This window comes from Paenibacillus sp. A3, from assembly GCF_001399685.1.
GTDB lineage: Bacteria > Bacillota > Bacilli > Paenibacillales > NBRC-103111 > Paenibacillus_G.
In genome coordinates this window covers 1-23,820 of the sequence record NZ_JTHN01000140.1, presented here as the reverse complement: position 1 = coordinate 23,820, position 23,820 = coordinate 1, and the positions used below count along the sequence as shown (strand labels likewise).

Genomic DNA, 23,820 nt, shown 5'->3' with positions numbered 1-23,820 from the left:
GAGAGGTAGAACGAAGGAATGTAAGGGCTAGACCCAGTGCGACATGGGACCCGAGGGCGGATGTGGAGATCCACTGTGCGATAATAACCTTTCATCCACAGTTTGGAAATCAATGATTTCAAGCTCTCTTCCCGCAACCGGCCCCTACAGAAAAATATGTATCCTTTAGGGAGGATTTTTTATGAGTAAAACTGTATTAGTAACAGGTGGGGCTGGATTTATTGGATCCCATATTTGTGAAATGTATCTCAAAGAAGGATATGAAACGATCTGTATTGATAATCTTGTTTCCGGAAAACGTGAGAATATCAGTATATTAGAAGAAAATAGTCATTTTACATTTTATAAAGTAGATATTAGAAACTATGATGAACTAGAAGAAATATTCAAAAAACACCAGCCAAAAATTATCAACCACCACGCCGCTCAAAAATCAGTAGCTTATTCAGTTGAAAATCCAATATATGATTTAGAAAATAATCTCTTTGGCTTAGTAAATCTATTAAATTTAGTTAAAAAGTATCCAATAAAAAACTTTATCTATGTTTCTTCTGGTGGGGCACTTTCTAAAGAAATTTTGGGTAATGAAAAATCAACTGAAATAGATACACCTCAACTTGTATCTCCCTATGCTATTACGAAATTTGCAGGTGAAAAATACCTCAGCATCTATAGTAAGGAATATAATTTTAACTACACTGTATTAAGATATGCAAATGTATTTGGACCTAGGCAGATTCCTGATGGAGAATGTGGTGTTATTCCTATATTTATTAACAATGTTCTTGACGATAAGGGATCTATTCTTATGACCTACCCTGATATGCCAAGAGGGTGTACAAGAGACTATGTCTATATATCAGATGTTGTTGAAGCCAATAAACTCTGTACTGAAAAACCAGTCAATACTGTCATAAATATTGGTTCAGGGATTGAATTTGAAATTTTAGGAATCTATGAAGATATTTTAGAGGTTTTCAGCAAAGATCTTCCAATTAAAATTACAGGACCGAGAAGTGGAGACGTCAAACGTTCTGTTTTAGATTGCACCTTGGCAAAAGAAAAATTAGGCTGGGAACCACAATATACACTTAAAGAGGGTTTGAAAAAATTACAAGATTATTTGAGATAAAAAATGCAATTAATAAGTAGTTATTCCTGTAATGAATTTAAAATGCGGTTTGCAAAACAAAAAGCGCCTCCTGTATGCTGGGTCTCGGAATGGCACACATTCACTGCCCGAATTAAGAGGAGGACGCTCCCTATGAAGGGTAACCAATCGAACAAGCAAAATCAATGAATTTCGAGAATTTCTGAAACGACGCTGGTTATCGGAACCGACATCGCGAAGCACAATCATGTCGCTCGTGCCTTTAATTACCGTGGCATTGAGATTGACAAGCGCTGCTTGTTTCAAAGCGATGAAAACGGCCTTTTGAACCTGTTAATGTGGATCGAATCCATCAAGCAGGAGCATGGGTTGACGGACGTGCTGCTTGGCGTAGAGACAACCGGTCATTACTGGTTACCGCTGTTTCACTTCCTGAAGCAGCGCGCGCGGTATCGAAGTCGTGCTGGTGAACCCGCATCATGTCAAGAAAAGCAAGGAACTTGACGACAACACGCCGACCAAGAACGACATCAAAGATGCGAAGGTTTTTGCTAAGCTCGTCATCGACGGACGCTATACACAGCCACAGATGCCGGAAGGCGTTTACGCCGACCTGCGTGTGCTGATGAACCAGCGAGACCGTCTATGCAGAGATTTGAACTGCGTGAAAGGAAGAATCCACAATTGGCTGGATCGCTTCTTTCCCGAATATAGGGAAGTGTTTAAAGACTGGGAAGGCAAGGCCTCGCTCATTACGCTAACGAACTTTCCGCTACCGAAAGATGTCATCGCTGCTGGCGAAACAACGGTGGTGGCTACCTGGAAGAAGAACGACGTGAAACGAGCCGTAGGCCCCAAGAGAGCGGAACTGCTTTACCGAAAAGCTGGAAAGTCCATCGGCATTACAGAAGGTGCTACGGCGGCCAAGCATGAACTAGCCATGTATTTGGAGCAGTACGTCATACTGTGCAGGCAGATCGAAGAGCTGATGGAGCTTGTGGCGGGTCTGGTGGAACAGATTCCGGGCGCCACCCACATGATGAGCATTCCGTGCATCGGTCTTATCACCGTGGCAGGCTTCTTAGCGGAAGTTGGAGACTTGAGCAGCTATGACCACAGCCAGCAAATCGTGCGTCACGCCGATCTCAGTCTACGGGTGACAACTCCGGGATTCACAAAGGGGAAACGATCATCAGCAAGCGAGGTCGCTGTCGCCTCCGGGCCTTGCTGTTCCGGTCGGCCCTGGCAAGGCGAAATTCAATTTTGAATTAATGGATGATAATGATACAACAACTCCACCAATGTTCTCGTGTGAACAATGTGGAGGATCAAGTATCCGTAGACCAACTGAAATATTGGCTCTACAAAGCAAAAAAATCCTCTCCTGCGGATACGGGACTGGCCCCCGTTGGTGAGACAGGGATCAAAACACCTTGCAAGTCTAAGCAGCCAGTTGTTGGAAATGAACCGGCGACTGGTTATTTAGTTTCGTTTGAATGCGAATTGAGTTATAGTAAGTAATGTAGTCTCGAACGGTCTGTACAACGATTGCCGTCGTTGTACAGGTGAAACCTTCGAGATAGAACGTTTCAGACTTTAGCGTGGAATGAAACGATTCGATGCGGGCATTATCAGCGGGCGTACCCTTACGGGATATGCTCATTGTAATGCCTTTTCCTTTCACAGCTTCCTGGTACGCCCAGGACGTGTACACACTACCTTGATCGCTATGGAGCATGGCGCCCGGTAGGTCTGGCAGTTGATTCAGCTTGTCCAGAACAAATGCTGTATTTTGCTTGTCTGCTATACTGTAAGCCACAATCTCCCCGTTAAACAAGTCTAAAATGCTCGACAGGTATAATGTTTTCCGCCAAACGTCAAGTACGTAATATCGGTGACCAGTTTTTGCATCGGCGCATCGGCTTGAAATTGACGTTTCAGCAGGTGCTCCGCGATGTGTGCAGGCTGTCCGGTGAGTTTACGTTTCTTTACCTTGACGCGACATTGTAGTCCTTCACGCTGCATAATCCGTTGCACGCGTTTGTGATGATCTGTTCCCTTCGAAGTAGTTTCGGTAGCCGTAGCGAAATTTATGCTGTTCACAGAGATTCCGAATTCTCTCTACCGCAGGTTCCGTATGCTCAGCCCCATATGCTGCTTTCCATCGATAGTACGTCGCGCGGGGAATCCCTAGCCATGCACAAGCTTGGGACACACTGAATTCCCCTCGAATGGACTCCATCCATGGGATCACGATTTCTGGCGACACCTCCTTTCCAGTTCCTTGTACTTTTTTAGCACATCGAGTTGTTGTTTCAGAAACCGGTTCTCGGCTTTCAATTTTTCGATTTCCGACGCATACTCAGGGCCTTTACCGTAGCTATATTGTTTACCAACAGGCTCCTCCAATCGATGGCTTTCCCCACTACTACCATCTCTCATCCAGGTCTTAAGTTGAGTCCTGTTTCGTATGTTCAGCTGTTCCATCACATCTTTCACTGGAATTCCTGCCAATCTCATCTCAATGGCTTTCATCTTCACTTCCATCGGGTAACTGACTCTGGTTGCCAAAGCAAAAACACCTCCAAGGTTGTCTCCATATCTTATGACATGGTCGCATTCTCTTGAAGGTGTTTTATTTTGTCTCACGTCTGGGACAGTCCCTACAGCCTCTTCCTCTGTTGGTTGGGTTCCTCTCGACGTTACTCATGAAATGCAAATTGTGCCCGAAATTGTAGAGTTACATTAGTGCCATGGTCGCAGTCGATTCCCATTACATGCCGCCCTCATCTTGTTTCAAGTTGGGGTTATTTGACACTTGTCTCTATATTGTGATAAAATTTTTTAGTAGAAAAGGTAATTGTATATATAAATGGAAGAATGAAGAAGACCTTCCGTACAAAAGAATTAATAACTTGAGTCTTGCGAATTTCGGTACAGTGTGCCCCAATGGGCAGACCTGTAGCGTGAATGGTGGAGTAGCGGTTTAGGCCGAGAGCTTTAAATGGCGCAAAATGTCGAGAAGAGGCTTTTTCTCCAAGGCTTGCTCATAAACATATACAACAATTTGCCCGAAGAACACTTCTCGGATGCGACGTACGACATCGCCAAGCGTCAAATCTGCCTCATCGCTCATCCACTCCTGCCGCTGAAACTCAAGAAAGTTCTGCAAGGAATTGAACGGCCCAAAATCGCTGAATCCCCTTAAACGAAAGCAACTGGTATTGGTCAAAGCCCAGCAGTTCCTTGAAAATAGCGATACCCCGTCTCGATGTTCCAGCGTACGTGATAATACCGCTGAATCGTAACGAGATCCAGCGCAAGATCGGTACACAGGAGACAAACCTACGGTTTGCTCGATGCGGTGTGATCGTCTTTCCAGGACAGCAGCAGCCTATACGCCTTGACCTTGCACCGTAACGGAGCGGAGGTCCCCTGGACCAGAGTAAACAGATGTCGGAGCTGTGGTTTGGAAAATTCCAATTTCAGTGCCAAAATGAACTTGACGATCGGCATGTAGAGGGATACCATAAGAATGGGATATCTCCTTTATATGGAAAATTGTTGGCCTGGTAACCGACCATTTCTCCACAAAGAGACGATGTCCTTTTTTCTTTTGCCAGTTCGACGAAGGTTCTAACATTTCTACTTTTGTAGCGTTAAATCGACAGCGCAGTTTTTGCAATACTCAAGTTATTAAGGAATGGTGTTGTCAGCAGAAAGATTTAAGGAAAACCTCTGGTGCTATATTCGTACAATGGCAGTGAAGTGAAAGTTGAAACATTTCAAGTTTTCTGGATGAACTGGGCATTCAAAACTCATAGAAAACCGGACAGTCGGTTTACAACCTTAATCGAGACCACAGTGAGTAATGATAATCCCTATTGTCAATGTGTCGAACGTAAAAATATAGGTCAGAATTTCCATATTAATGGATTTATAATTTTGCGTTGTATGTATATTAAGTTAACGAAAGGAATGAATATTATAATGATAAATGATACTGAAAATAGATTAGTACACTACACGGAATGCTCAAAGGAAGAAAGAGATTTTATAATTGAAGAGTTAGCTAGCATTAATGATGATGGTTTAGAAGTATTTGAAGAGAAGATTTTATTCGATGATATAAAAATAAAATATTTAAAAGCTACTTTCAATTATTTAGAAAAATACCCTGTTAAAAAAAAGATTGAAAACAATCTTATTTTATTTTGTTTTAATAAAAATAAAAGTGAAAGTGAAGTAAAAAGGATAAAAGAAGAAAAAGATCTATTTAGAATGAGAATAAGTGATGATCATATGCTTGTTTTTACTTACACAAATAACGAAATTGTTGTAAAAAAAATCTATCGTCATTTTATACATCGTACTTCAGTTAGAATTGAACTTTCGCGAATTAAAAAAAATTTTCCTGAAATCTTAACAACTACAGAAAGCATTAATTATATATTGGAAAATAAATGTTCTCTAGCAAGATATGGTGATGGAGAATTAGACCTTTGTTACGGGAAAGATATAAGTTTTCAAAAAGCATCGATTGAGTTACAAAAAAGATTAGTAGAAATACTAAAACACGGCAGTAATAAAAACATTTTAGTAACTATACCAGAGTTTAATTCGAAACATAATAATATTTTTAATCACTATGGTCAAATATCTTTTTGGGAACATTACTGGTTGAAAATGTATAAAAAATTACGTAAACTCTTTGTTCAACCATTATATGGAAATACTGATATAACTAGAAATTCTGTGTTCTACGAAAATGAAATAGAAGAAATAAAAAGATTGTGGAATAAAAGGGAAGTCGTCTTTGTTATAGGAGATAGAGGAAGATTTGAAATGAAAGAAGAATTATTTGATAATATTTTATCTCATAAAACTATTTTAGTTCCTCCTGTAAATGCCTTTGATAAATATCAAGAAATAATTGATTCATGTTTGAAACAAAATAAAGATACATTGTTTTTAATTTCTTGTGGCCCAACAGCAACTGTTTTAGCATTTGATTTAATGAAACAGGGCTATCAAGCACTAGATATAGGACATTTACCTAATGCCTATGATCAATATCTAGGAAAAATAAAATATCCAGAATCAATTCCATTTATTAAACAGCATGATTGAACAACAAAGAACATAGTATTACGAACTCTAAAGAGGAAAAACATAAGAAAAAATAAAGATGGTTTTAAACAAAGCTGCGTATGTTTTTGATGAGGAGAAGTGTTAGGAAATGACATCAGGCGACGGAGAGGATCGTCGCGATTGCTGCGGGTTGCCGCCAGCCGGCCGGGAGCTGCGTCGGGGCAAGGCGCGCTGCGTGGAGCTGCAGCGCGAACAGCGTCTCGATTTTGTGTCTGCTCCGACGGCATTCGACGCCCGAGCCGACCTTGGCCAGACGGCGGTTCTTGATTTTGTGCTCCCGGTCGTATTCGCCCCACGATAGAAAACCAGACAGTCGGTTTACAATGAAGATAAAAACTGCTCAAAATGAACCTGATATCAAAATTTAGGGTTACATTTTCATAGTTTAACATAATTGTCATTCCTTAATACCGGCCTTTATTTGCGTAATATAATTCATTTGGGGCAACTATATCAATTATTGTTGTGGTTGACCCCAATTGATCTTTCGATTAGTTGTTTTGCACTTTTTGAAACTCCTATAGTTAAATGACGTGCTACTTCCAATTCATAGAGCAAAATGATGTATTGTAGATTTTTAGCAGTTTGTTAATTAGTTCAAGATTGTCTAGTTTTACATTTTTATTTGGCTAAGCAGTGTGATTTCTATAATTAGGTGTGATTTTTATTAAAGAAAAAAATTATTTAATCAGAATATTTTTAGACTCTAAAAAGCAATGGTTACTAATGTGTAAACTTTCGCTAACACTATTAATAATTGCTGTTCTTGGTTCATATTCTGCCACCCTATTTGGCAATATGGTTGATTTCGGGATTTTAGGTAACATATCAAAAATCTATAAGTTATTGTTCATTATTATTTTTTTAGCTATTATAAAAAGTTCGTTGAATATAGTTCACTCTGTTGTAGCCCGTATTATAGTGGAAAAAATAGTCTTACACTTTCGAGGAAGAGCTTTTGCTGTGCTAAGTAATATTAAAATTCCTGTATTAGAAAAAAAATTAAGGTCAGGAGACTTATCTACTAGACTAAATAGCGATTTAGAATCTTTGTCAGATTTATTATCAATAATATTAAATTGGTACTTGTGGGTTATAGTATATGCACTAGTAGGTTTTATATCTTGTTTTTTGTTAAATTGGAAAGTCTCTATTTCATATTTTATTATAGTTCCAATTTTTATTTTCTTGACACAATATATTAGTAAGCCCATTGAAAAACAGCAAAAAAGTTTAGCTGATAACTTGGGATTGGCTATGAATATTGCTACCGAAAGCATAAAAAGTAATGAAGTTGTTAAATCTTTTAAGGCTGAAAATTATATTAATAATAAATATTCACAGTATATTGACGAATCTATATCAAGTAATAAATTAAGCGCAAAAATTGGTATGAAAATGACTATGATTAAGTATATTACAAGCTTACTTTTATTACTTAGTTTATTTTTTATTGGTGTATTTTTCATAAGTGCAAATATTATTACAGTGGGGCAATTTATTACTTTTGTCATACTAAGCGCCAACGTTAGGACGGCTATAGAGCTTACAGATAGTATGATTAAAACTGCTCGTCAAGGTACTGCTTTATCAAAAAGGTTATATGAATTTTTAGACCTTGAGCTTGAAACGAATTATGAGATATTATCAGATGAAAATATTTTAACTGACGATTGTATCTGCATAAAAAATTTAAAATTTGGCTATAGTGATTCAAACAATATTTTTGAAAATATTTCATTAAAAGTTAAGCACGGTCAAAAAATTGGACTGATAGGCTCAAGTGGTAGTGGCAAATCCAGCATAATTAAACTTATTTGTAAATTTTATGAACATCAGTCTGGCGAGCTTATTTTTCTAGGTAAAGATATTAAGAATTGGTCTCTTAATGAGTTACGAAAACATTTATCAATAGTGACCCAAGAACCTTATTTGTTTGACGGAACCATTTATGAGAATGTTTTATATGGTAATGAAGAAGCAACCGAAGAAGAAATAATAAATGCGTTAAAAGAGGCCCAGCTATGGGATTTTGTTCAGAGTTTAGAAAAGGGTTTGAATTCTTACATTGGAGAAAGTGGTTCCCACTTATCTGGAGGACAAAAACAAAGATTATCTATCGCACGAGCTATTATAAAAAACGCCCCAATAATTTTACTTGACGAGCCCACATCTTCTTTGGATACTCAATCAGAAATTCTTGTTCAAAAAGCTTTGAATAGATTGTTAGCAAATAAAACTGCAATTATTATTTCCCATAGATATAGTACGTTAAAAAATGTAGATTATATTTATTTTTTGGATAAGGGGAAAATAATTGAAGAAGGCATTCCAGAACTATTATTTAGAAAAAAAGGATATTTTTATGATTTTAAGGCTGTACAAGAAAATTAATCCTAGCCATAGAAAGGAGGAAGTGACTTGAAAAATAATAAAATAAGTTTTGTTCAGACTATTAAAATTATGGTTAGATCTTTTAGTTTTATTGGTAAGGAACGCAATAAGTATCTGCTTGGTTGGGTATTATCTTTTGGTGAAATTATTATGATTTTTGTAACTCCCTTTATCTATGAGAAGTTGGTATATATGGTAAAGAATAATTTTTCTGATAATGATTTTTATATTTTATTTGTTATGTTCGGCGTATTTTTGGTGATAACACCTTTAATCTGTATAGGTACTTATTTAAGGAACACTACCGCATATTATGGTGCATCTTTACTGAAAAAACAATTATTTAGCCATATTCAATATTTGTCAATATCAGAGTTTAATGAATACAAAACCGGCGATTATATAAGTCGTCTTAGCACTGACGCTTCCAGAACAGTTGGAATGTTTAGTTCTGCTCCTTTTACGGGGCTTGTTAAATTTATTGTGTATCTTATTTTTGGTACTTTTTTACTTATTCAAATTCAATGGAAATTAGCCGTCATATCAATTTTATTATGTTTTATTTCAATATTTTTTACCGTTTTATTCAACCCAAAAGTTAGAGCCTTAGAAAATAGTGCAAGAAAAGCTGCAGCAAGTTCTATTACACATATAATTGAAACTCTTGTAGCAACACCTGTTGTCAGAATATTTTTATTGCAAAATGTTTTGTCAAATAATTATTTTAAATCTTGTAAAAATATCTATGATAAAAAGGTTAGCTTTAACTTATGGTCAGGATACACCTATGCCACATTAAACTTTTTTGGATATATTACACAGCCTTTATGTTTTGGTTTTGCTATATACCTAACTACAAAAGGCACATTGAATATTTCTCAAGTAGTATTTGCAGCATTTGTAACTGATATTATAGCTAAAGCTGCTATGGAAGCGAATACTTTTATTCAATATATTCAACCAAGTTTAGTTTCAGCTCAACGTGTGTTTGAAATATTAGACAAACCTGTTGAAGTAAACATAAGTGGCCAAAATCCCTGCATCAAAAGCAATTCAGAAAATGCATTAGAATTTAAACAAGTAAGCTTCTCATATCCCAATGGCACTACTGTTTTAAAGGACATCAGTTTTAATGTTAAAAAAGGAGAAACTATAGCAATAGTTGGTGGTTCTGGTAGCGGAAAATCTACTTTATGTAGACTTATACTTGGAATGTATAAACCGCAACAAGGTAAAATTAGCTATTTTGGGAAATCAATCAATGAATTAAATATCTCAGATATTCGTGGCGAAATAGCATATGTTTCTCAGGATTGTACACTATTTGATTGTTCAATATTTGAAAATATTGCTCTTGGAAAAGATAATGCTACGGAAGAAGAAGTTATTATGGCTGCAAAAGAAGCTAACATACATGATTTTATAATAAGTAATGTTGATAAATATAAGTTGCTGGTTGGTGATAGAGGGACTCAATTGTCTGGAGGTCAGAGACAAAGAATAGCAATTGCTAGAGCAGTATTAAAAAATGGAAGTATTTTATTGTTTGACGAAGCTACTTCAGCTTTAGACCCTGAAACAGAGGCTCAAATTAATGAAAACATCGCTTGTATTTCTAAGAACAAAACTACTATTGTTGTAACTCATAGATTAAATACAATTAAAAATGCAGATAAAATTTTAGTTATTGAGAATGGAGAGATTGTTGAAGAAGGTACACATAACAAATTGATTACTAGCGGAGGAAAATATAAAAAACTGTACGAAATGCATCTCACAGCGTGAAGGGATTCAAATTGTCAAAGGAAAAGGGTTTTTACCGATAAGAAAAGAAGTTTCAACCAAGGGTAAAGGAAAGGATAAATTGTTTATGATGAAGAAGTTCGATTTACTTGCTGCCGGTGAAAGTGTGATGAACATTCATCGTAAAACACATCTTTCACGAAACATAATTTAAGCAATAAAGCTTGTGATTGATCATGATCGAAGGGGGTTGCATAACTACGAAAGAAAACTGAATTTATAGTAGTACGGTAAAGGAGTAAATGCGATGCCTTATGATATTTGTGAAAACTCAATTTTCCTAAAGCAACGACAAAAATCTGATTTAAATGAACAATTCCAAGAATTAGCGACAGCACTAAACTCCAATTATTCACAAAACGGCATTGATGCCTGTATATATTTAAGTGGTTCTCTTGCGAGACAAGAAGCGTCTGCGCTTATTTCGTCGAATGGTCAAGCTACTTTATATTCAGATATTGATTTAGTTATAATTCCAACTAAGTCATATGAAGATCATGAAATTGTTGTGAATACTGCCAGGTGGTTATGTGATATGTTTCCTGCAATAAAGAGTACTGCTCAAATTATTCCGTTTAATACGGTTACGTATGCGGAATCTGCCTTTGCTAGGGACATCGCTTTAAAACAAGATTTTCCGCTTTATTCCACCTTATCTCCTATTTATTTGGGTAGCAAAAGAGTCAACAAACGTGATTGCTTTGAGGCCATTATTCATCAGATTTCAGGATACATACTTAATTGGGAGCGTCTAATCCGTACCAACAACAAATCGGATATTTTTAGAGGAGACCTTCAGTACCACTATATAAAACTAGTTCTTGAATGTTTGAGATCACAATTTTTTAACGACGGTGATTTTGTAACTGGTTATTTTGACGTTTATCACCAAAGGTATGACCCAAGATTGACGTCATTAATTAAACCTGAAGAAATTGAACAATTTATTAAAAGTAGAGAGTTGTTCGGGTATGTGGAAGCCCCTCAACTTGATATTATCCCATTTATTCAAAAAAGTTTAACTAGGTTGATTGGATTACCAGTGTCCGAGTTTAGTCATATTCATGAAATATATAGCGCACATACGAAACTTAAAGAAATCTCCAAGGATGTAATTCATTGTTATCCACTAGTGATGTCTCTGGTTATATTTGGATTGGATAAACCTTTGAAAGATCGTTTAGAATTGTCCAATCTTGCAACCAATATTATTGAAGAAATGGATAAAGCCAATATTGGAACTACTCTTAAAGAGGAATTGAAAGAGCTATGTGAATTGTTTAAGAGTAATAATGAATTAATTATGGAACGTATTTTTAATTGCTTACGAAGCTTTCAGAAAGAGTATTTAAATCATCTGGCAGATAGAAACAGTGGGGTTACCTCACAACAGTCTTCTTTAGGCTTAACAGTTTAACTTAATGAGGTGTTTCTGTGGAGTTATATTGGTGGTTGCCCACACAAGGTGATGGTAGGTTTATTGGTACAAAGCATGGAATGAGAGATATTAACTTGAATTACCTAGGTCAAGTGGCAAGAGCTGTGGAACTATTAGGTTTCGACGGTGCATTGGTACCAACCGGCCGTTCTTGTGAGGATCCTTGGGTCATATCTTCGGCATTATTATCTATGACCGACAAAATGAAATTCCTAATCGCAATCAGGCCAGGTGTTTTGTCTCCAACGGTTGCAGCTCGAATGTCTGCAACCTTTGATAGGATATCCCGTGGACGATTACTGTTAAATGTGGTAACTGGGGGAGTACCTAGTGAATTAGCAGGAGATGGATTGCATCTCGACCATGATCAGCGTTATAAAGTAACGGAAGAGTTCCTCGCTATCTGGCGTCAATTAATGAGTAACGAGCAAGTTGATTATCAAGGCGAGTATTTGAATGTTAAAAATGCAAAGGTGTTATTCCCAGCTGAGCAAAAGCCATATCCACCGATTTTCTTAGGTGGTTCATCAGAGGCAGCTCAAAAAGTCGCAGCAAAACATGCTGACGTGTATATAACGTGGGCAGAGCCTCCTAAGTTGGTTGAAGAGCGGATAAAAAGAGTCCGAAACTTAGCAGAAAAAGAAGGCAGGACCGTAAAGTTTGGAATTAGATTTCAAATTATTGTACGGGAAACTGAAGAAGAGGCACGCTTAGCAGCAAAAGAATTGATCCAACATGTAAGATTAGAAGACATTAATGCAATAAATATTATCAAGAATACTTATGACTCAGAAGGGCAACGAAGACAAACTGAATTGGTCAATTCTAGTGATGACTTATGGGTCTATCCTAACTTGTGGACAGGAATTGGATTAGTCCGCAGTGGGGCTGGTTTGGCGATTGTAGGTAATCCCGACCAAGTGGCTGAAAGATTAATTGAGTATCGATCTATAGGTATTGATTCATTTGTGTTGTCAGGATACCCACATTTGGAAGAAGCCTATCGGGTCGCAGAGTTAGTAATACCAAAATTAAAGGAATTTGATATTGGAGAAAAATCATGCAAGGAATCTGTACATGGAAAAGTGATTGCATGGTTTTAATTCGTTACCAAAATTAGCGGAGATGGTCTGATGTCTCAAGTAATAGAGAAAAAATATACTCACGTAGTTACACTCGGTCCCGAGGGAACTGATGCATCCACTGTTGCAAATCTAGTCAGTGAGAAAGTGATTTATCGTAATTCTTTTCCTGATTGTATGGAGTATGCGCTAGAGCATGATTATCTAGCCTTGATCTGTGTAGGTTACGTTGAAAGAAAAGGTGAAGTCGTCGTTGATAACTGGGTGGATTTGAACTTCAGATATCATAAGAAGATGGAATTGATTGAGGTTTTCAAATCAGAGACAAAACCAATGGCACTTGCTAAAAGGCGTAATTGTCATGAATGTAATACTATTGTCATTCACCCAGCAACCAAAGAGTTTGCTTCGCAACTTGTTCCACAAGCTAAAGTTTCATATGTAAATAATAAACCACTTGCGGTAGAGCTAGTCGCAGAGGGACACTTTGATTATTGTATTGGTTCCCAGGACGTGGTTCAACAATACGACAGTCTTGAAATAACAAAAATAATACCACCACCTGTAATGATCTGGGCCGTATATCAAAAAGTAGGCTCAACGGTAAAGAAGTTTATTTTCAACAAATATGAGTCGGAGGTCACACTGTGAATTTGTTAGGTTATAGTTTGCCGCTTTCCCCTTCTGGGCAATCCTCCCTTGTCTCTTCTCCACCTTGGTATTTTGGTGGCGATGTTCTTGAAATTGCTTTTCTTGCTAACAAGGAAATCCTCCAACAATTTATTCCGTCACCATTGAAGTTGTGTGAGGATGGTATTGCAGCAGTTTCAATTGTTGATATGACGTCAATTTCTGAGAAAGAGTTTGCATATGACCGTCCTGAGTTAACACAATACAGAGAATGCTTATTAAAGATTCTTTGTGAATTTGAAGGACAGAGGGGTTGGTTTGTCCCTACTACTTGGGTAAATACTGATTTTTCCTTATTGAGAGGATTTATCCAAGGCTTCGGAAAGCAGTTTGGTCAAATCCATATTACGAAATTTCACAAGATGAATACATTAATTGGTGAGAGAGTAATTGGTAGTAAGATAAAAGGTATATGCGAAGTATTCAACAGCATACATATTAGTCTTGGCCTCTCAATTTCAAAAGAAACAACGGATGATTACTTCAAGGGAATATCAATGTTTGTTATGAGACACTACCCTGATATCGAAAACTCATCACAGACTATTGTTCAAGAACTTTCTGAATTGCAAGTAAAAGATTACAGGAAATCGGAGATTCTGGTTGGTGAAGGTGAGATTAATATCATGTCACTAAATAGATCTGAATGGGCAAATATTCAACCTCTGAAGGTAATTTCAGCCCGTTGCTTTAGTGAAGGTTTCACACTAATTGGTGGTAAAATACTGCATAAATACTAACAGGGGGGTTTTTAATTGGGAAGAACAGCTCTTTTTATGCCCAAACATAATGGAATGGGGCACGTGACTCGTTGTCTTGGCATAGCTCAACATTTAAAACAAACTGGGTGGGATTGTATTTTTGATATAGCAGGACCCTATCAGCAGCTAGTTGTTGAATCTGGCTATAAAGTAGTCTCAAATACTAGCCATAAAATGAGAGATCTCCGGACAAGGGCAGCTCAAAATGTTCCACCTTTTGTTTTATGCCATAAACCAATTGAAGAATATAATAATTTTGAATTCTTACAAAAAGAAGTTCAAATTGCAATTGAAAATTATCGTACTATAAATCCTACCGTGCTAATCGGGGACATGGATTGGAAAACACGTCTTGTTGGTAAGGTCCTCGATATTCGAACTGTTGGTATCATCCAACAACAATGGTACCCGGGACATTCCGAAAGATGGAGATGCTGGTGGTACGATATTCCATCAAAATATATGAATGATTCTAATGAGGTTGAAATCTATAACCAACTATGCAAAACCTTATCTGTTGAGCCTATTGAACATTTTTATGAACAGTGGGCGGCGGATCTTTTAATAATACCGGGCATCCCTGAAATTGACCGCATTAATCAAAATGATAAATACCCGGTACATTATGTTGGGCCAATTCTTCATGATTGGGTTAGGGATACTGATCAAGAAGTAAGCCAATGGATCGAGAGGAATAGTGGTTATTTCATATTTGCTAGTAATGGAGGTACATACTCGGACTCTAAAATTAATGATTTACTTATCTCTGCAACCAGAAGAGCAAACATTCCCTTGCTCATGGCGATTGGTCCCCAATCTACACCAATTAATATGGATAATACTTCGACACTTAAAATCGTGAATTTCATCGATTGGAGAGAGACTGTTAATCACGCTTCCGTGAATATCCACCACGGTGGACATGGTAGTACTATGGCAGCGATTTTAGCTGGTCAACCAAGTATTATAACTCCGTTTCAATGCGAACAGGAAACGCAAGCGAGAATGGTGATGGAGCAGGGTGCTGGTCTACTTGTGCCCAAAAACAAGGATCCATATAAGCATTTTACTTTTGAGGCAGACCAACTAAGAGAGGCGATTGGACACTTAGAGGTTACTCTGAAAGAAGAAGATATTATTGAGGCATTAGAACATGTACAAGGCGTATCCTATAAAACTGCAGTCAAATCTCTGAAGAGAAAAGCTGAACAATTGGGTGGACCCAATTACTCAGCCCAATTGATCGCGAAGCTTGTTGAGTAGCAATTCACGGGAGGAACCTAATGGTAAATAATCACGAAACTATAGCCTTAGAGGTCAGGAAGTTAATTAATAGTAATGTAGAAATTATCTATGACGAACCATTGGTATATTATGGCCTTAATTCTTTGAAATTAATGCAACTAATTTATCGGTTAGAGAACCTTTTTCATTTTTCTTTTACCGACGAGGAACTGAGCGGTCATAATTTTTCAACTGTAAGTAGCATAAATGAGACAATTAACAAAAAGAAACATGATATTATAATTGATAGTTCGAATAACAGCCTTAATCAAAAAGAAGTTATTGATAACGATAAGACCTTAAAAAGATGTGTATTAAGAGGAGGGTGTGATTTACGTGCGACCCACGCATTCTTAAGTGAGGCGGGCTTATCTATCACCTCAGAATTGACTTACGTGTCGGATGATTCGGTTATCATTCGGAACGATCATATTGAAATTTTAAACGGTGCTGTATCTCTATCAAATGATGAGAAGTTAATGCTGATCAAGCATCTTCCTTTTTATGATGAAAAAATCTTTAGTACTGTGATTTTCGATAATCAGGATGTTGTGGTTCTAAGTTTGTTGCGTTCATATTATGCCGGGTTGTATAGACATAAGGTTAATCCATATATTGTGGTGCCATTTGGAAGCTACAATACTCCCTTTCAAGATATTGAGAACTGGGATGCATGGTTTAATGGCAATGAACGAACTCCTGCAACAAGAACGCATATTCCCCTAGATAAGTTGAATTGGTTCAAAGAGAACTTCGAATTTATTGGTGCAATGTCGGAATCGATTATGAAGGAAAGCTTGCAAGTGTTCCGGGAAAAAATACCGGGCAATACTAAACTTATTTTAGTAAATGGTAGTGAAACCGATGTAGAGAACGGGCTTATACCAGAAAGGTCCAAGCATTATCAGTTCCTTAATCGCGCAGTCCAAGAAATTGTTAATACTTTACCAAATACCTTTGTGGTAAACATCAATCAGTATATCCAAAACAGAGAAGATCTTATGGATAATATAGGTCATTATAAAAGACACCATTATAAGAGTATTGCCCGAGACATAGCTAGATTTGTACATTCAAACTTACATGTTAATGAGAGGGATTCTAATGCTTCTTATCTTTGAGATTGATAGGTCTTTTGCCGATCGGTTGGGGGAACTTATTCACTGCATCAATTTTGTCTCGGAAGACATTATAGCCGTGAATTTACTACATGAGCACTTACATGTTACTTTAGCAGATACAAGTGAACATGCTAGTATTATAAAGAAGATCGAAGAACTTATACAGCAATTTCGTACATCACCGTTACAAGAAAAAGTCCTATCAGAAAGTCGAGCAAGGGAGACTTTTAGCGGGGAAGAAGAGCTTTATGACTCAGGGCTCCTGAAAAAATACGGCAATGGACTTGTTCGATTGCAGGGAAAAGCAGTTGAACTAGCTCATTTTTTTGATGCTAAATTCAGGCGAATAGCTCTTGACCTTGGAGCAGTAGAATTCTCATATCCCGTGCTGCTACCGGTGGAAACATTAAAGAAAACTGGGTATGTTAATTCTTCTCCTCAATATCTCCTCTTCGTTAGTAAACTTGTTGAAAACACTGATATTTTTGCTGGTCTTACGGATGCAATTGACAACGGTACGATTGCAAGTTTATGCTGCAGTCCGAAACATGCGTTATCTCCTTCTGCATGTTTCCACTGTTACGCCGATTTATCTAATCAAAAATTACCTTCTCCTTATGTAATAACATTGAAACAATCTGTATTTAGAAATGAAGGAAGACTCAATTTTAATCAGATTGGCAGATTAATGGATTATAATGTCCGTGAGATTGTTTTTTTGGGGGATCAGAACTATGTACTCGAAATTAGACACAAAATTGTAAATGCAGTGTCCCGATTTCTCGAAGATATTGGACTACAAGGTAAACTTAATATCGCCTATGATCCCTTTGTAATACCAATGATGCAAAGATATAAAAAGATTCAATTGAGGGATGAAATGAAGTTAGAATTAAGACTCTCATTAGGTAAAGAAAAAGATTTAGCAGCGGCTTCATTCAACGTACATGGAGAGTCGTTTTCAAGTACATTTAACATTACTATCCAGGATATTGATGTTGTAACCTCTGGTTGTGTTGGCTTTGGCTTGGAAAGGTGGGTCATCGCATTCCTGTGTCAATTTGGAGTAGATCCAAGCAAGTGGCCTGAAATAGTTACCAATGAACTAATTAAAGAGGTAAACCAACCTGTATATCTATAGAAGGAGATAGGAATCATGTCAAATGGAACAGTAAAAATGCCTAACGATCTTTATAGCTATGAAAAGCAAGCTGTTGTTCTTGAAAACCCCTTAGAAATAAACAATAAGCACTTAAACTTTTATAAACAGAATGGCTATCTTGCTGTTAATAATGTCTTGGGATCAGATAGTGTTAAGCAGGCAAAGGAAGCGCTTATGGATATTATTTATGGAAAATATGAAGGACCGAAAATACAGTTTTTAACGAAAGAAAATAGTAACTGGACTCCTGAAGAGCGTGAGCTGCATATTCGAAAACTGTATAACTTTATTGATTATGTTCCTGTTTTACGTGATATTGTATGCAGTCCTGAAATCGTTAATATTGTTGAGGGGATTTTAGGAGAAGAAAGTAGACTTACAGATCCTATCTCTCTGCTGAAGTCCCCTAAGGTAGGTCCTGAGAAGCCTTGGCATCAAGATATGGCATATGGAGTTACTGCTTACGACAAGCCTTTAGTTGGGGCGTGGGTGGCTTTAGATGAAGCAAGAGCTGAGAACGGATGTATGCATATCATTCCACGTTCACATTTACAAGGTGCAGTTCCTCACTATAGCATTAGGGATTGGCAGGTTTGTGACGAAATCATTCAGGTTGACAAAGATGAATACGTACCTTTAAAACCAGGTGGGGTTCTATTTTTTCATGGATTACTGATTCATGGAACACCTGAAAATAACTCGAATTTACGCAGACGTTCTCTTCAATTACACTTTTTAGCAAAAACGGCTAATAAACTGTCCTCTGCGGAGTATAAACGAATGTTTACTAATGAACTAACTGGTGCGGAATGTTAATTCAGTTAGTAAATAAAATCACAAAGAAGGAATGGCGATCGATTTGAATTTAAATGTGTTCACACCTGTCTCAGCAGAAAATCAAGTTTTCCTCAATTATGGAGTGTCTGGTAAATGCAGTAGCGAGGTAGTATCTGCGATTTACCAAAGACTTATACTAGAAAGTAATTATGGCGGTGGAAATCCGTATATTCAGCGTTTGAGACAGGAAACTAGACGATTAGCTCGTGCCAAGTTTGCAGAAGTAATTAATGCTTCAGAAAGTGAAATTATGTTAACCTCAAGTACTACAGAGGGTGTGAATGTAATATCAAACGGAGTAAAGTTTCAACCAGGTGACGAGGTAATTATCACTAATCATGAACATTACTCATGTCTCGTAACTTGGAAGAATCTCCAAGTAACAAAGGGCATTCATATAAAAACAATAGATCTAAGTACTCTGTTAGTGGAAGATGGAAAGTTAAATCTTGAGTTATTTCTAGAAAAACTGACTGGTTTAATTTCACATAGAACGAAGTTGTTCTTTTGTAGTCATATTCTTTATACAACCGGAACAGAGATGCCGATAGAGCGTATCTGTGAGTTCTTAAGAAGCAAAAATGTTCTTTCTCTTATCGATGGGGCGCAATCCTTCGCACATATTGAGGTTGATGTTAAAAAACTTGGTTGTGATTTTTATGCGGTGAGTGGTGCAAAGTGGCTATGTGGCCCCCCTGGTACGGCTGCTCTCTACATCAGAGTAGACAAACAAAGTGAACTAGAGCATACCTATTGTGGTTATGTTTCGGTTACTAGTTCAGAAACACTTGAGTTCGAGATAAATGCATCTAGCTTTGAGGTTTCCACGATAAATATACCTTTATTATGTGGTACGATTCAGGCGATAGATGAATATTTGATTCAAGGTAAAGAAAAGCTAGAGAGAATTCGTCGAAACGCTTCGGCTATTTATCAGTTTTTGGCGGCATATGATCACATTAATTTTTATTCAAGTTATAGTTCAAACGGAATTATAACTTTCAAAAGTACGAAAATAGCTTATGAAGAAGTATTTAAGGAATTCCTTGAGAAAGGCATAGTTTGTCGCGATATTTCTGAGTTAGAAGCTGTTAGATTAACTGTGCCTGATGTTCTAGAGTCAGAAGATTTTCACAAAATAAGGAAAGTGATGCAAAATATTTTTAGTTAATATTGTATCCAAGTATGAGGTGTATCATGAAGATTCTGGTTACTGGTGGGGCAGGTTTTATTGGATCTCATGTAGTTGATGCGTACATTGAAGCAGGGCATGAAGTAGTAGTCGTTGATAACTTATGTTCAGGAAGTCTTGAACAGATTAATCCAAAAGGCAAAGTTTTATTTATCGGATATTCGAGCTAAAGAGATCGAAAAAATTATTGAGATTGAACAACCGGATATTATTAATCATCATGCTGCTCAAAAGTCAGTACCACATTCCGTTGATGACCCAGTAAATGATGCTGAGATCAATGTGATGGGTCTCATTAATGTTCTTAATTGCGCAAAAAAGCATAAGGTAAAGAGAATCATCTTTATTTCCTCTGGAGGCGCTCTTGGAGGTGATCGTGATATTCTGCCGACGCCTGAGACTCATCCAGTGACAACACTCTCGCCTTATGCCATTACGAAGTTTGTTAGCGAGAAATACTTAAACTACTTCCAAGTCACGTTTGGACTTGAGTATGTAGTTTTACGTTATGTAAACGTATATGGACCTCGGCAAATTGCTGATGGCGAGTGTGGAGTAATCCCGATTTTTATGAACAATATCTTGGCTAATCAGCCTTCTCGACTCATGACATATTCAGATATGCCCAAAGGAGTAACGAGGGATTACGTATACATTGATGATATTAAAGAAGCTAATATTCTTGCACTGACTCGAGGTGCAAACCAGAACTTTAATATAGGCAGTGGTGAAGAAGTATATATTGCAGACATTTATAACAAGCTTCTTGAAGTCGCAGAGGTAGACTTGCCCTTAGTTCGTGAGGGTAAGCGCTTAGGTGATGTGAGGCGAAGCGTACTAGATGTCAGTAAAGCCAAATTGAACTTGGGTTGGGAACCCAAAACCGAACTTAAAGAAAGGTATCGAGTATACTTACCAGTTTTTAAAAAATCAGATGCTTGCGAGCAGTCGAGTTTAATGAAATACGTTTGGGGAACTGCCTTTGGGTAGTGTCCCATTTGGCATGGAATCCTACCAAAATCGGTCGTGTATCGGCTAATAAATCAGTGAAAAATATCTTATGGTCAGAAAGTAATTGATTGGTAGGTTTTGAAGTTTAAAAAACTTACTTTGCATCGACTCTTCGTTTTTTTAACTAATTCTCCTTAATATTGATTACAAGTAAAGATGATACTATTGAAACTTGGTCGCCGTTAGTAAAGGTTTTGTCAAATTTCGGTTCAGAATAAATACCGAATAACTCAAGTTCTCCCAATTTCAGCCCTGTTTTCTCAAAAACATCCCTTCCAGGAGTTGTCCGACGACACGGACTAAAACAGAAAATATATATAGATTAATCATTATATGGAAGATAATTCGTCGCTATTTGTCGAATAGTATGTGTACCACAAGAGCAGAGGTGCTTAGCCATGGCGAAATTCAAGCCATATTTAACTGAACAAGGCGAATTCATCCCGACCTATCTAAGTGAATGGGTACCAGAAAACCATTTGGCACGCTTTGTGAGCGATTTCGTCGAAGAAGTACTCCAACCGTGGGGAAGAAGGCTATCACCCTGCTCTACTATTGAAATTGTGGTTTAATGGGGGCGTTACCTCCATTCAATCAACCTTACGGACTGTTCAGGATAAGTATCAACTACTTGATATTGATGATCTTCTGAGTAACATAGAATGAAATGAATATTAAAACTTTACCATATATAATAAACGGGAGCGAAAGCTATGAATAGAATACCATTTATCGAAATGAAAAATGAATTTAAACGTGTGCTACTAAAGTACGATTTTTCCGAGGAACGTGCGGAGTTGTGTGCCAGATTGTTTACAGAAACAAGCTGTGATGGTGTGTATTCACATGGACTGAACCGCTTCCCTCTTTTTGTGAAATATTTGCAAAAAGGGTATGTACGGGGAAACGAAAAACCTGTCTTAATAAGTGAAATAGGATCAATGGAACGTTGGGACGGTAAATTTGGAACAGGTAATTTAAATGCACATTTTTGTATGGAGCGGGCTATTCACCTCGCACATCAGCATGGAATGGGATGCTCGGTACTGCGGAATACGAATCATTGGATGAGGGCTGGTACCTACGGATGGCAAGCTGCTGAGGCAGGATGTATTGGAATTTGTTGGACAAACACAATGCCTAATACGCCACCTTGGGGTTCTAAAGAAAAGAAAGTGGGGAATAATCCGCTTGTTATGGCTGTTCCTCGTGCTGAGGGTCATATTGTATTAGACTTTGCTATGTCGCAGTTTTCCTACGGTCAGCTTGAAAGTTATTCTACAAAAGGGGAAGTCTTACCTGTAGCTGGTGGATTTGACCAGGAGGGTAATATTACCCGTGATCCATCAGCGATTCTGGCTTCCGAACGACCTTTACCGATTGGTTATTGGAAAGGGTCTAGTTTATCACTAATGTTGGATCTAATTGCTATGATGTTGTCAGGTGGACAAGGGACATATGAGATTGGTAGTAACGGTTCGGAAACGGGGATTTCCCAAGTATTTATTGCTTTCGATTTGAAAAAACTACCTGATTGGCATCTATTAAACTTAAAGATTGAAGAAATTGTCGCCGATCTTCACACAGCCATTCCTGATGAAAAAGGAGAAGGTGTCCGTTACCCTGGTGAGAGGACACTACGGGTCAGAGCGGAAAATCTAGAAAGAGGCATTCCAGTTGATCCCACTCTTTGGAACCAGGTTCTAACCATGTAATGTTCGAAGAATTCATTGTTTCAAAATTTCTTCATTATTGGATGTTGATTTATCAAAAACATTCTTGTTCACTAGTGTTGCATAAATAATGTCGCAATTTTCAGTTTAGGGTGGAGCCGTCGCAATCATGTTGGACCACTGTCAATAGATTGGACACATAGAATCGAGAGAATTACGCAGCAGAGCGGTACATACGTTCGTGCTGATTGGGTGTAAAATACCCGATGGAAGAATGGATTCGTTTTCCATGTAGAAGCATGCAATATACTCAAAAATCCGTTCTCTCGCTTCTTTGCGGCTCATGCTGCCTTTCATCTTATATTTTTTAAGCCGCTCCTGGTACTCCAAAGGGGCATACTGACTGCCTCGATTAGAGTGGTGGAGAACTTCACCTCGTGGCTGCTGAAGCCGATAGGCTTGATCTAGCGTCTTTATCACAAGTGACTTCTTCATTCGTTCATCCATGTGAAACCCTACGATTTTACGGCTGTATAAGTCCATGACGCTCGCTAAATAAAGCCATCCCTCATCAGTCGGGACGTAGGTGATGTCTGTCATCCAGACCTGATTGGGCGCAAATCGCTTGAAACTATTGATTCAGCACATTCGCGGCTACCGGCAAGTTATGCTTGGAATTCGTTGTTGCTTTAAATTTCTTGACTGTCAAGCCGAGCTCCTTCATGATTCGAGCAACGGTTTTCTCGGCTACCTGAACGCCCTGTTTCTTCAGGGCTTCCCAGATTTTCTTGCTTCCATAAAGACGCCTATGGTCAAGAAAGATCCGCCGAATCAGCTTTTTAAGCCGCTCATGACGTTTGCTTTGACCGCTTTCTTTCCGCCGGGTCCAATCATAGTAACCGCTTCGGGAGATTCCAAATACGGTGCACATCTTCGCGACACAGAGTTTGAAGCGGTGATCGTGGATGAATATATAGATCAGCGCCAGTCTTTTGCGAAGTAGTGCATCGCCTTTTTTAGGATTTCGTTCTCCTCTTCCAGGTCACGAATTCGCTTCTGAAGATCACGCATGGCCTTGTCTTCCGATTTTAGTTGTCCACTACCGGGAAA

Annotated in this window: 23 protein-coding genes and 1 pseudogene; 20 read left to right on the top strand and 4 right to left on the bottom strand. The window is 37.8% G+C overall.

Translation table 11 applies throughout. The features are described from left to right. Positions 1–181: 181 nt before the first annotated feature. The 3 genes from QJ48_RS21190 (at position 182) to QJ48_RS21185 (ending at position 2,378) form a co-directional block, all read left to right on the top strand. Complete coding sequence (locus tag QJ48_RS21190) at positions 182–1,132, top strand: SDR family NAD(P)-dependent oxidoreductase (RefSeq protein WP_054975495.1); 951 nt, start codon at positions 182–184, stop codon at positions 1,130–1,132. A gap of 168 nt (positions 1,133–1,300) precedes the next feature. After that, positions 1,301–1,615 carry a transposase gene (locus QJ48_RS38870; protein WP_337589634.1) on the top strand — a complete coding sequence of 105 codons (315 nt, stop codon included), beginning with the start codon at positions 1,301–1,303 and terminating at the stop codon, positions 1,613–1,615. Then, positions 1,572–2,378, top strand: coding sequence for a transposase (locus QJ48_RS21185; protein ID WP_237763000.1), 807 nt, complete (start codon positions 1,572–1,574; stop codon positions 2,376–2,378). Before QJ48_RS38870 ends, QJ48_RS21185 begins: the two co-directional genes overlap by 44 nt. A gap of 174 nt (positions 2,379–2,552) precedes the next feature. On the opposite strand, the pseudogene QJ48_RS36120 reads toward QJ48_RS21185, so the two are convergent. Beyond that, a pseudogene (locus QJ48_RS36120) lies at positions 2,553–3,682 on the bottom strand (IS3 family transposase). Positions 3,683–4,097: 415 nt separating this feature from the next. Next, on the bottom strand, positions 4,098–4,343 hold the full coding sequence (locus tag QJ48_RS37020) for a hypothetical protein (protein ID WP_157261707.1): 246 nt from the start codon (positions 4,341–4,343) through the stop codon (positions 4,098–4,100). Between the two features lie 758 nt (positions 4,344–5,101). On the opposite strand from QJ48_RS37020, the gene QJ48_RS21160 reads away from it, so the two are divergent. The 17 genes from QJ48_RS21160 (at position 5,102) to yiaK (ending at position 22,752) form a co-directional block, all read left to right on the top strand. After that, positions 5,102–6,241, top strand: a complete 1,140-nt coding sequence (locus QJ48_RS21160; RefSeq protein ID WP_237762999.1) for a GT-D fold domain-containing glycosyltransferase — start codon at positions 5,102–5,104, stop codon at positions 6,239–6,241. Positions 6,242–6,350: 109 nt separating this feature from the next. Then, positions 6,351–6,563 carry a hypothetical protein gene (locus QJ48_RS21155; protein ID WP_054975488.1) on the top strand — a complete coding sequence of 71 codons (213 nt, stop codon included), beginning with the start codon at positions 6,351–6,353 and terminating at the stop codon, positions 6,561–6,563. Positions 6,564–6,919: 356 nt separating this feature from the next. Next, complete coding sequence (locus QJ48_RS21150; protein WP_157261706.1) at positions 6,920–8,656, top strand: ABC transporter ATP-binding protein; 1,737 nt, start codon at positions 6,920–6,922, stop codon at positions 8,654–8,656. Positions 8,657–8,683: 27 nt separating this feature from the next. Further along, complete coding sequence (locus QJ48_RS21145; protein ID WP_054975486.1) at positions 8,684–10,441, top strand: ABC transporter ATP-binding protein; 1,758 nt, start codon at positions 8,684–8,686, stop codon at positions 10,439–10,441. A 265-nt stretch (positions 10,442–10,706) separates the two neighbouring features. Continuing rightward, on the top strand, positions 10,707–11,876 hold the full coding sequence (locus tag QJ48_RS21140; RefSeq protein ID WP_157261705.1) for a hypothetical protein: 1,170 nt from the start codon (positions 10,707–10,709) through the stop codon (positions 11,874–11,876). Positions 11,877–11,893: 17 nt separating this feature from the next. Continuing rightward, positions 11,894–13,000, top strand: a complete 1,107-nt coding sequence (gene ssuD, locus QJ48_RS21135) for an alkanesulfonate monooxygenase (protein WP_054975484.1) — start codon at positions 11,894–11,896, stop codon at positions 12,998–13,000. 30 nt (positions 13,001–13,030) lie between these two features. After that, on the top strand, positions 13,031–13,630 hold the full coding sequence (locus QJ48_RS21130; protein ID WP_054975483.1) for a hypothetical protein: 600 nt from the start codon (positions 13,031–13,033) through the stop codon (positions 13,628–13,630). After that, the gene (locus QJ48_RS21125) at positions 13,627–14,409 is read left to right on the top strand and encodes an acetoacetate decarboxylase family protein (RefSeq protein ID WP_054975482.1); all 783 of its coding nucleotides are present in this window, start codon (positions 13,627–13,629) and stop codon (positions 14,407–14,409) included. The genes QJ48_RS21130 and QJ48_RS21125 overlap by 4 nt, the downstream gene beginning before the upstream one ends. Before the next feature lie 15 nt (positions 14,410–14,424). Continuing rightward, complete coding sequence (locus QJ48_RS21120) at positions 14,425–15,693, top strand: glycosyltransferase (protein WP_054975481.1); 1,269 nt, start codon at positions 14,425–14,427, stop codon at positions 15,691–15,693. 20 nt (positions 15,694–15,713) lie between these two features. Continuing rightward, positions 15,714–16,835 carry an acyl carrier protein gene (locus QJ48_RS21115; RefSeq protein WP_054975480.1) on the top strand — a complete coding sequence of 374 codons (1,122 nt, stop codon included), beginning with the start codon at positions 15,714–15,716 and terminating at the stop codon, positions 16,833–16,835. After that, positions 16,819–17,976 (top strand): hypothetical protein, encoded by a 1,158-nt coding sequence (locus tag QJ48_RS21110; protein ID WP_054975479.1) that lies wholly within the window; start codon positions 16,819–16,821, stop codon positions 17,974–17,976. Before QJ48_RS21115 ends, QJ48_RS21110 begins: the two co-directional genes overlap by 17 nt. A gap of 15 nt (positions 17,977–17,991) precedes the next feature. Continuing rightward, positions 17,992–18,813, top strand: coding sequence for a phytanoyl-CoA dioxygenase family protein (locus QJ48_RS21105; protein WP_054975478.1), 822 nt, complete (start codon positions 17,992–17,994; stop codon positions 18,811–18,813). A gap of 31 nt (positions 18,814–18,844) precedes the next feature. After that, on the top strand, positions 18,845–20,005 hold the full coding sequence (locus tag QJ48_RS21100; protein WP_054975477.1) for an aminotransferase class V-fold PLP-dependent enzyme: 1,161 nt from the start codon (positions 18,845–18,847) through the stop codon (positions 20,003–20,005). A gap of 26 nt (positions 20,006–20,031) precedes the next feature. Beyond that, the gene (locus tag QJ48_RS39235; RefSeq protein WP_272948144.1) at positions 20,032–20,196 is read left to right on the top strand and encodes an NAD-dependent epimerase/dehydratase family protein; all 165 of its coding nucleotides are present in this window, start codon (positions 20,032–20,034) and stop codon (positions 20,194–20,196) included. Then, positions 20,144–21,016 carry an NAD-dependent epimerase/dehydratase family protein gene (locus tag QJ48_RS21095; RefSeq protein ID WP_272948143.1) on the top strand — a complete coding sequence of 291 codons (873 nt, stop codon included), beginning with the start codon at positions 20,144–20,146 and terminating at the stop codon, positions 21,014–21,016. Before QJ48_RS39235 ends, QJ48_RS21095 begins: the two co-directional genes overlap by 53 nt. 419 nt (positions 21,017–21,435) lie before the next feature. Then, entirely contained in the window at positions 21,436–21,609 is a 174-nt protein-coding gene (locus QJ48_RS37015) for a hypothetical protein (protein WP_157261704.1), read from the top strand. A 141-nt stretch (positions 21,610–21,750) separates the two neighbouring features. After that, on the top strand, positions 21,751–22,752 hold the full coding sequence (gene yiaK / locus QJ48_RS21090) for a 3-dehydro-L-gulonate 2-dehydrogenase (RefSeq protein WP_054975476.1): 1,002 nt from the start codon (positions 21,751–21,753) through the stop codon (positions 22,750–22,752). Between the two features lie 141 nt (positions 22,753–22,893). Here yiaK and QJ48_RS39520 read toward each other — a convergent pair whose 3' ends face one another. Together QJ48_RS39520 and QJ48_RS39515 are read right to left on the bottom strand one after the other, a co-directional pair. Next, on the bottom strand, positions 22,894–23,349 hold the full coding sequence (locus QJ48_RS39520) for a DDE-type integrase/transposase/recombinase (protein WP_369126846.1): 456 nt from the start codon (positions 23,347–23,349) through the stop codon (positions 22,894–22,896). Next, a complete protein-coding gene (locus QJ48_RS39515) occupies positions 23,342–23,641 on the bottom strand; it encodes an IS3 family transposase (RefSeq protein WP_082420613.1) in 300 nt (99 codons plus the stop codon). Before QJ48_RS39515 ends, QJ48_RS39520 begins: the two co-directional genes overlap by 8 nt. Between the last annotated feature and the right edge of the window lie 179 nt (positions 23,642–23,820).

Bases quoted from the DNA above. Each gene is read 5' to 3' on its own strand.
- QJ48_RS21140 (WP_157261705.1), top strand. From the start codon at position 10,707: ATGCCTTATGATATTTGTGAAAACTCAATTTTCCTAAAGCAACGACAA.
- QJ48_RS21100 (WP_054975477.1), top strand. From the start codon at position 18,845: ATGGCGATCGATTTGAATTTAAATGTGTTCACACCTGTCTCAGCAGAA.
- QJ48_RS21115 (WP_054975480.1), top strand. From the start codon at position 15,714: ATGGTAAATAATCACGAAACTATAGCCTTAGAGGTCAGGAAGTTAATT.
- QJ48_RS21105 (WP_054975478.1), top strand. From the start codon at position 17,992: ATGTCAAATGGAACAGTAAAAATGCCTAACGATCTTTATAGCTATGAA.
- QJ48_RS39515 (WP_082420613.1), bottom strand. From the start codon at position 23,641: ATGTGCACCGTATTTGGAATCTCCCGAAGCGGTTACTATGATTGGACC.
- QJ48_RS37015 (WP_157261704.1), top strand. From the start codon at position 21,436: ATGGCGAAATTCAAGCCATATTTAACTGAACAAGGCGAATTCATCCCG.
- QJ48_RS21110 (WP_054975479.1), top strand. From the start codon at position 16,819: ATGCTTCTTATCTTTGAGATTGATAGGTCTTTTGCCGATCGGTTGGGG.
- QJ48_RS21155 (WP_054975488.1), top strand. From the start codon at position 6,351: ATGACATCAGGCGACGGAGAGGATCGTCGCGATTGCTGCGGGTTGCCG.
- QJ48_RS21160 (WP_237762999.1), top strand. From the start codon at position 5,102: ATGATAAATGATACTGAAAATAGATTAGTACACTACACGGAATGCTCA.
- yiaK (WP_054975476.1), top strand. From the start codon at position 21,751: ATGAATAGAATACCATTTATCGAAATGAAAAATGAATTTAAACGTGTG.
- QJ48_RS21190 (WP_054975495.1), top strand. From the start codon at position 182: ATGAGTAAAACTGTATTAGTAACAGGTGGGGCTGGATTTATTGGATCC.
- QJ48_RS39235 (WP_272948144.1), top strand. From the start codon at position 20,032: ATGAAGATTCTGGTTACTGGTGGGGCAGGTTTTATTGGATCTCATGTA.
- QJ48_RS21130 (WP_054975483.1), top strand. From the start codon at position 13,031: ATGTCTCAAGTAATAGAGAAAAAATATACTCACGTAGTTACACTCGGT.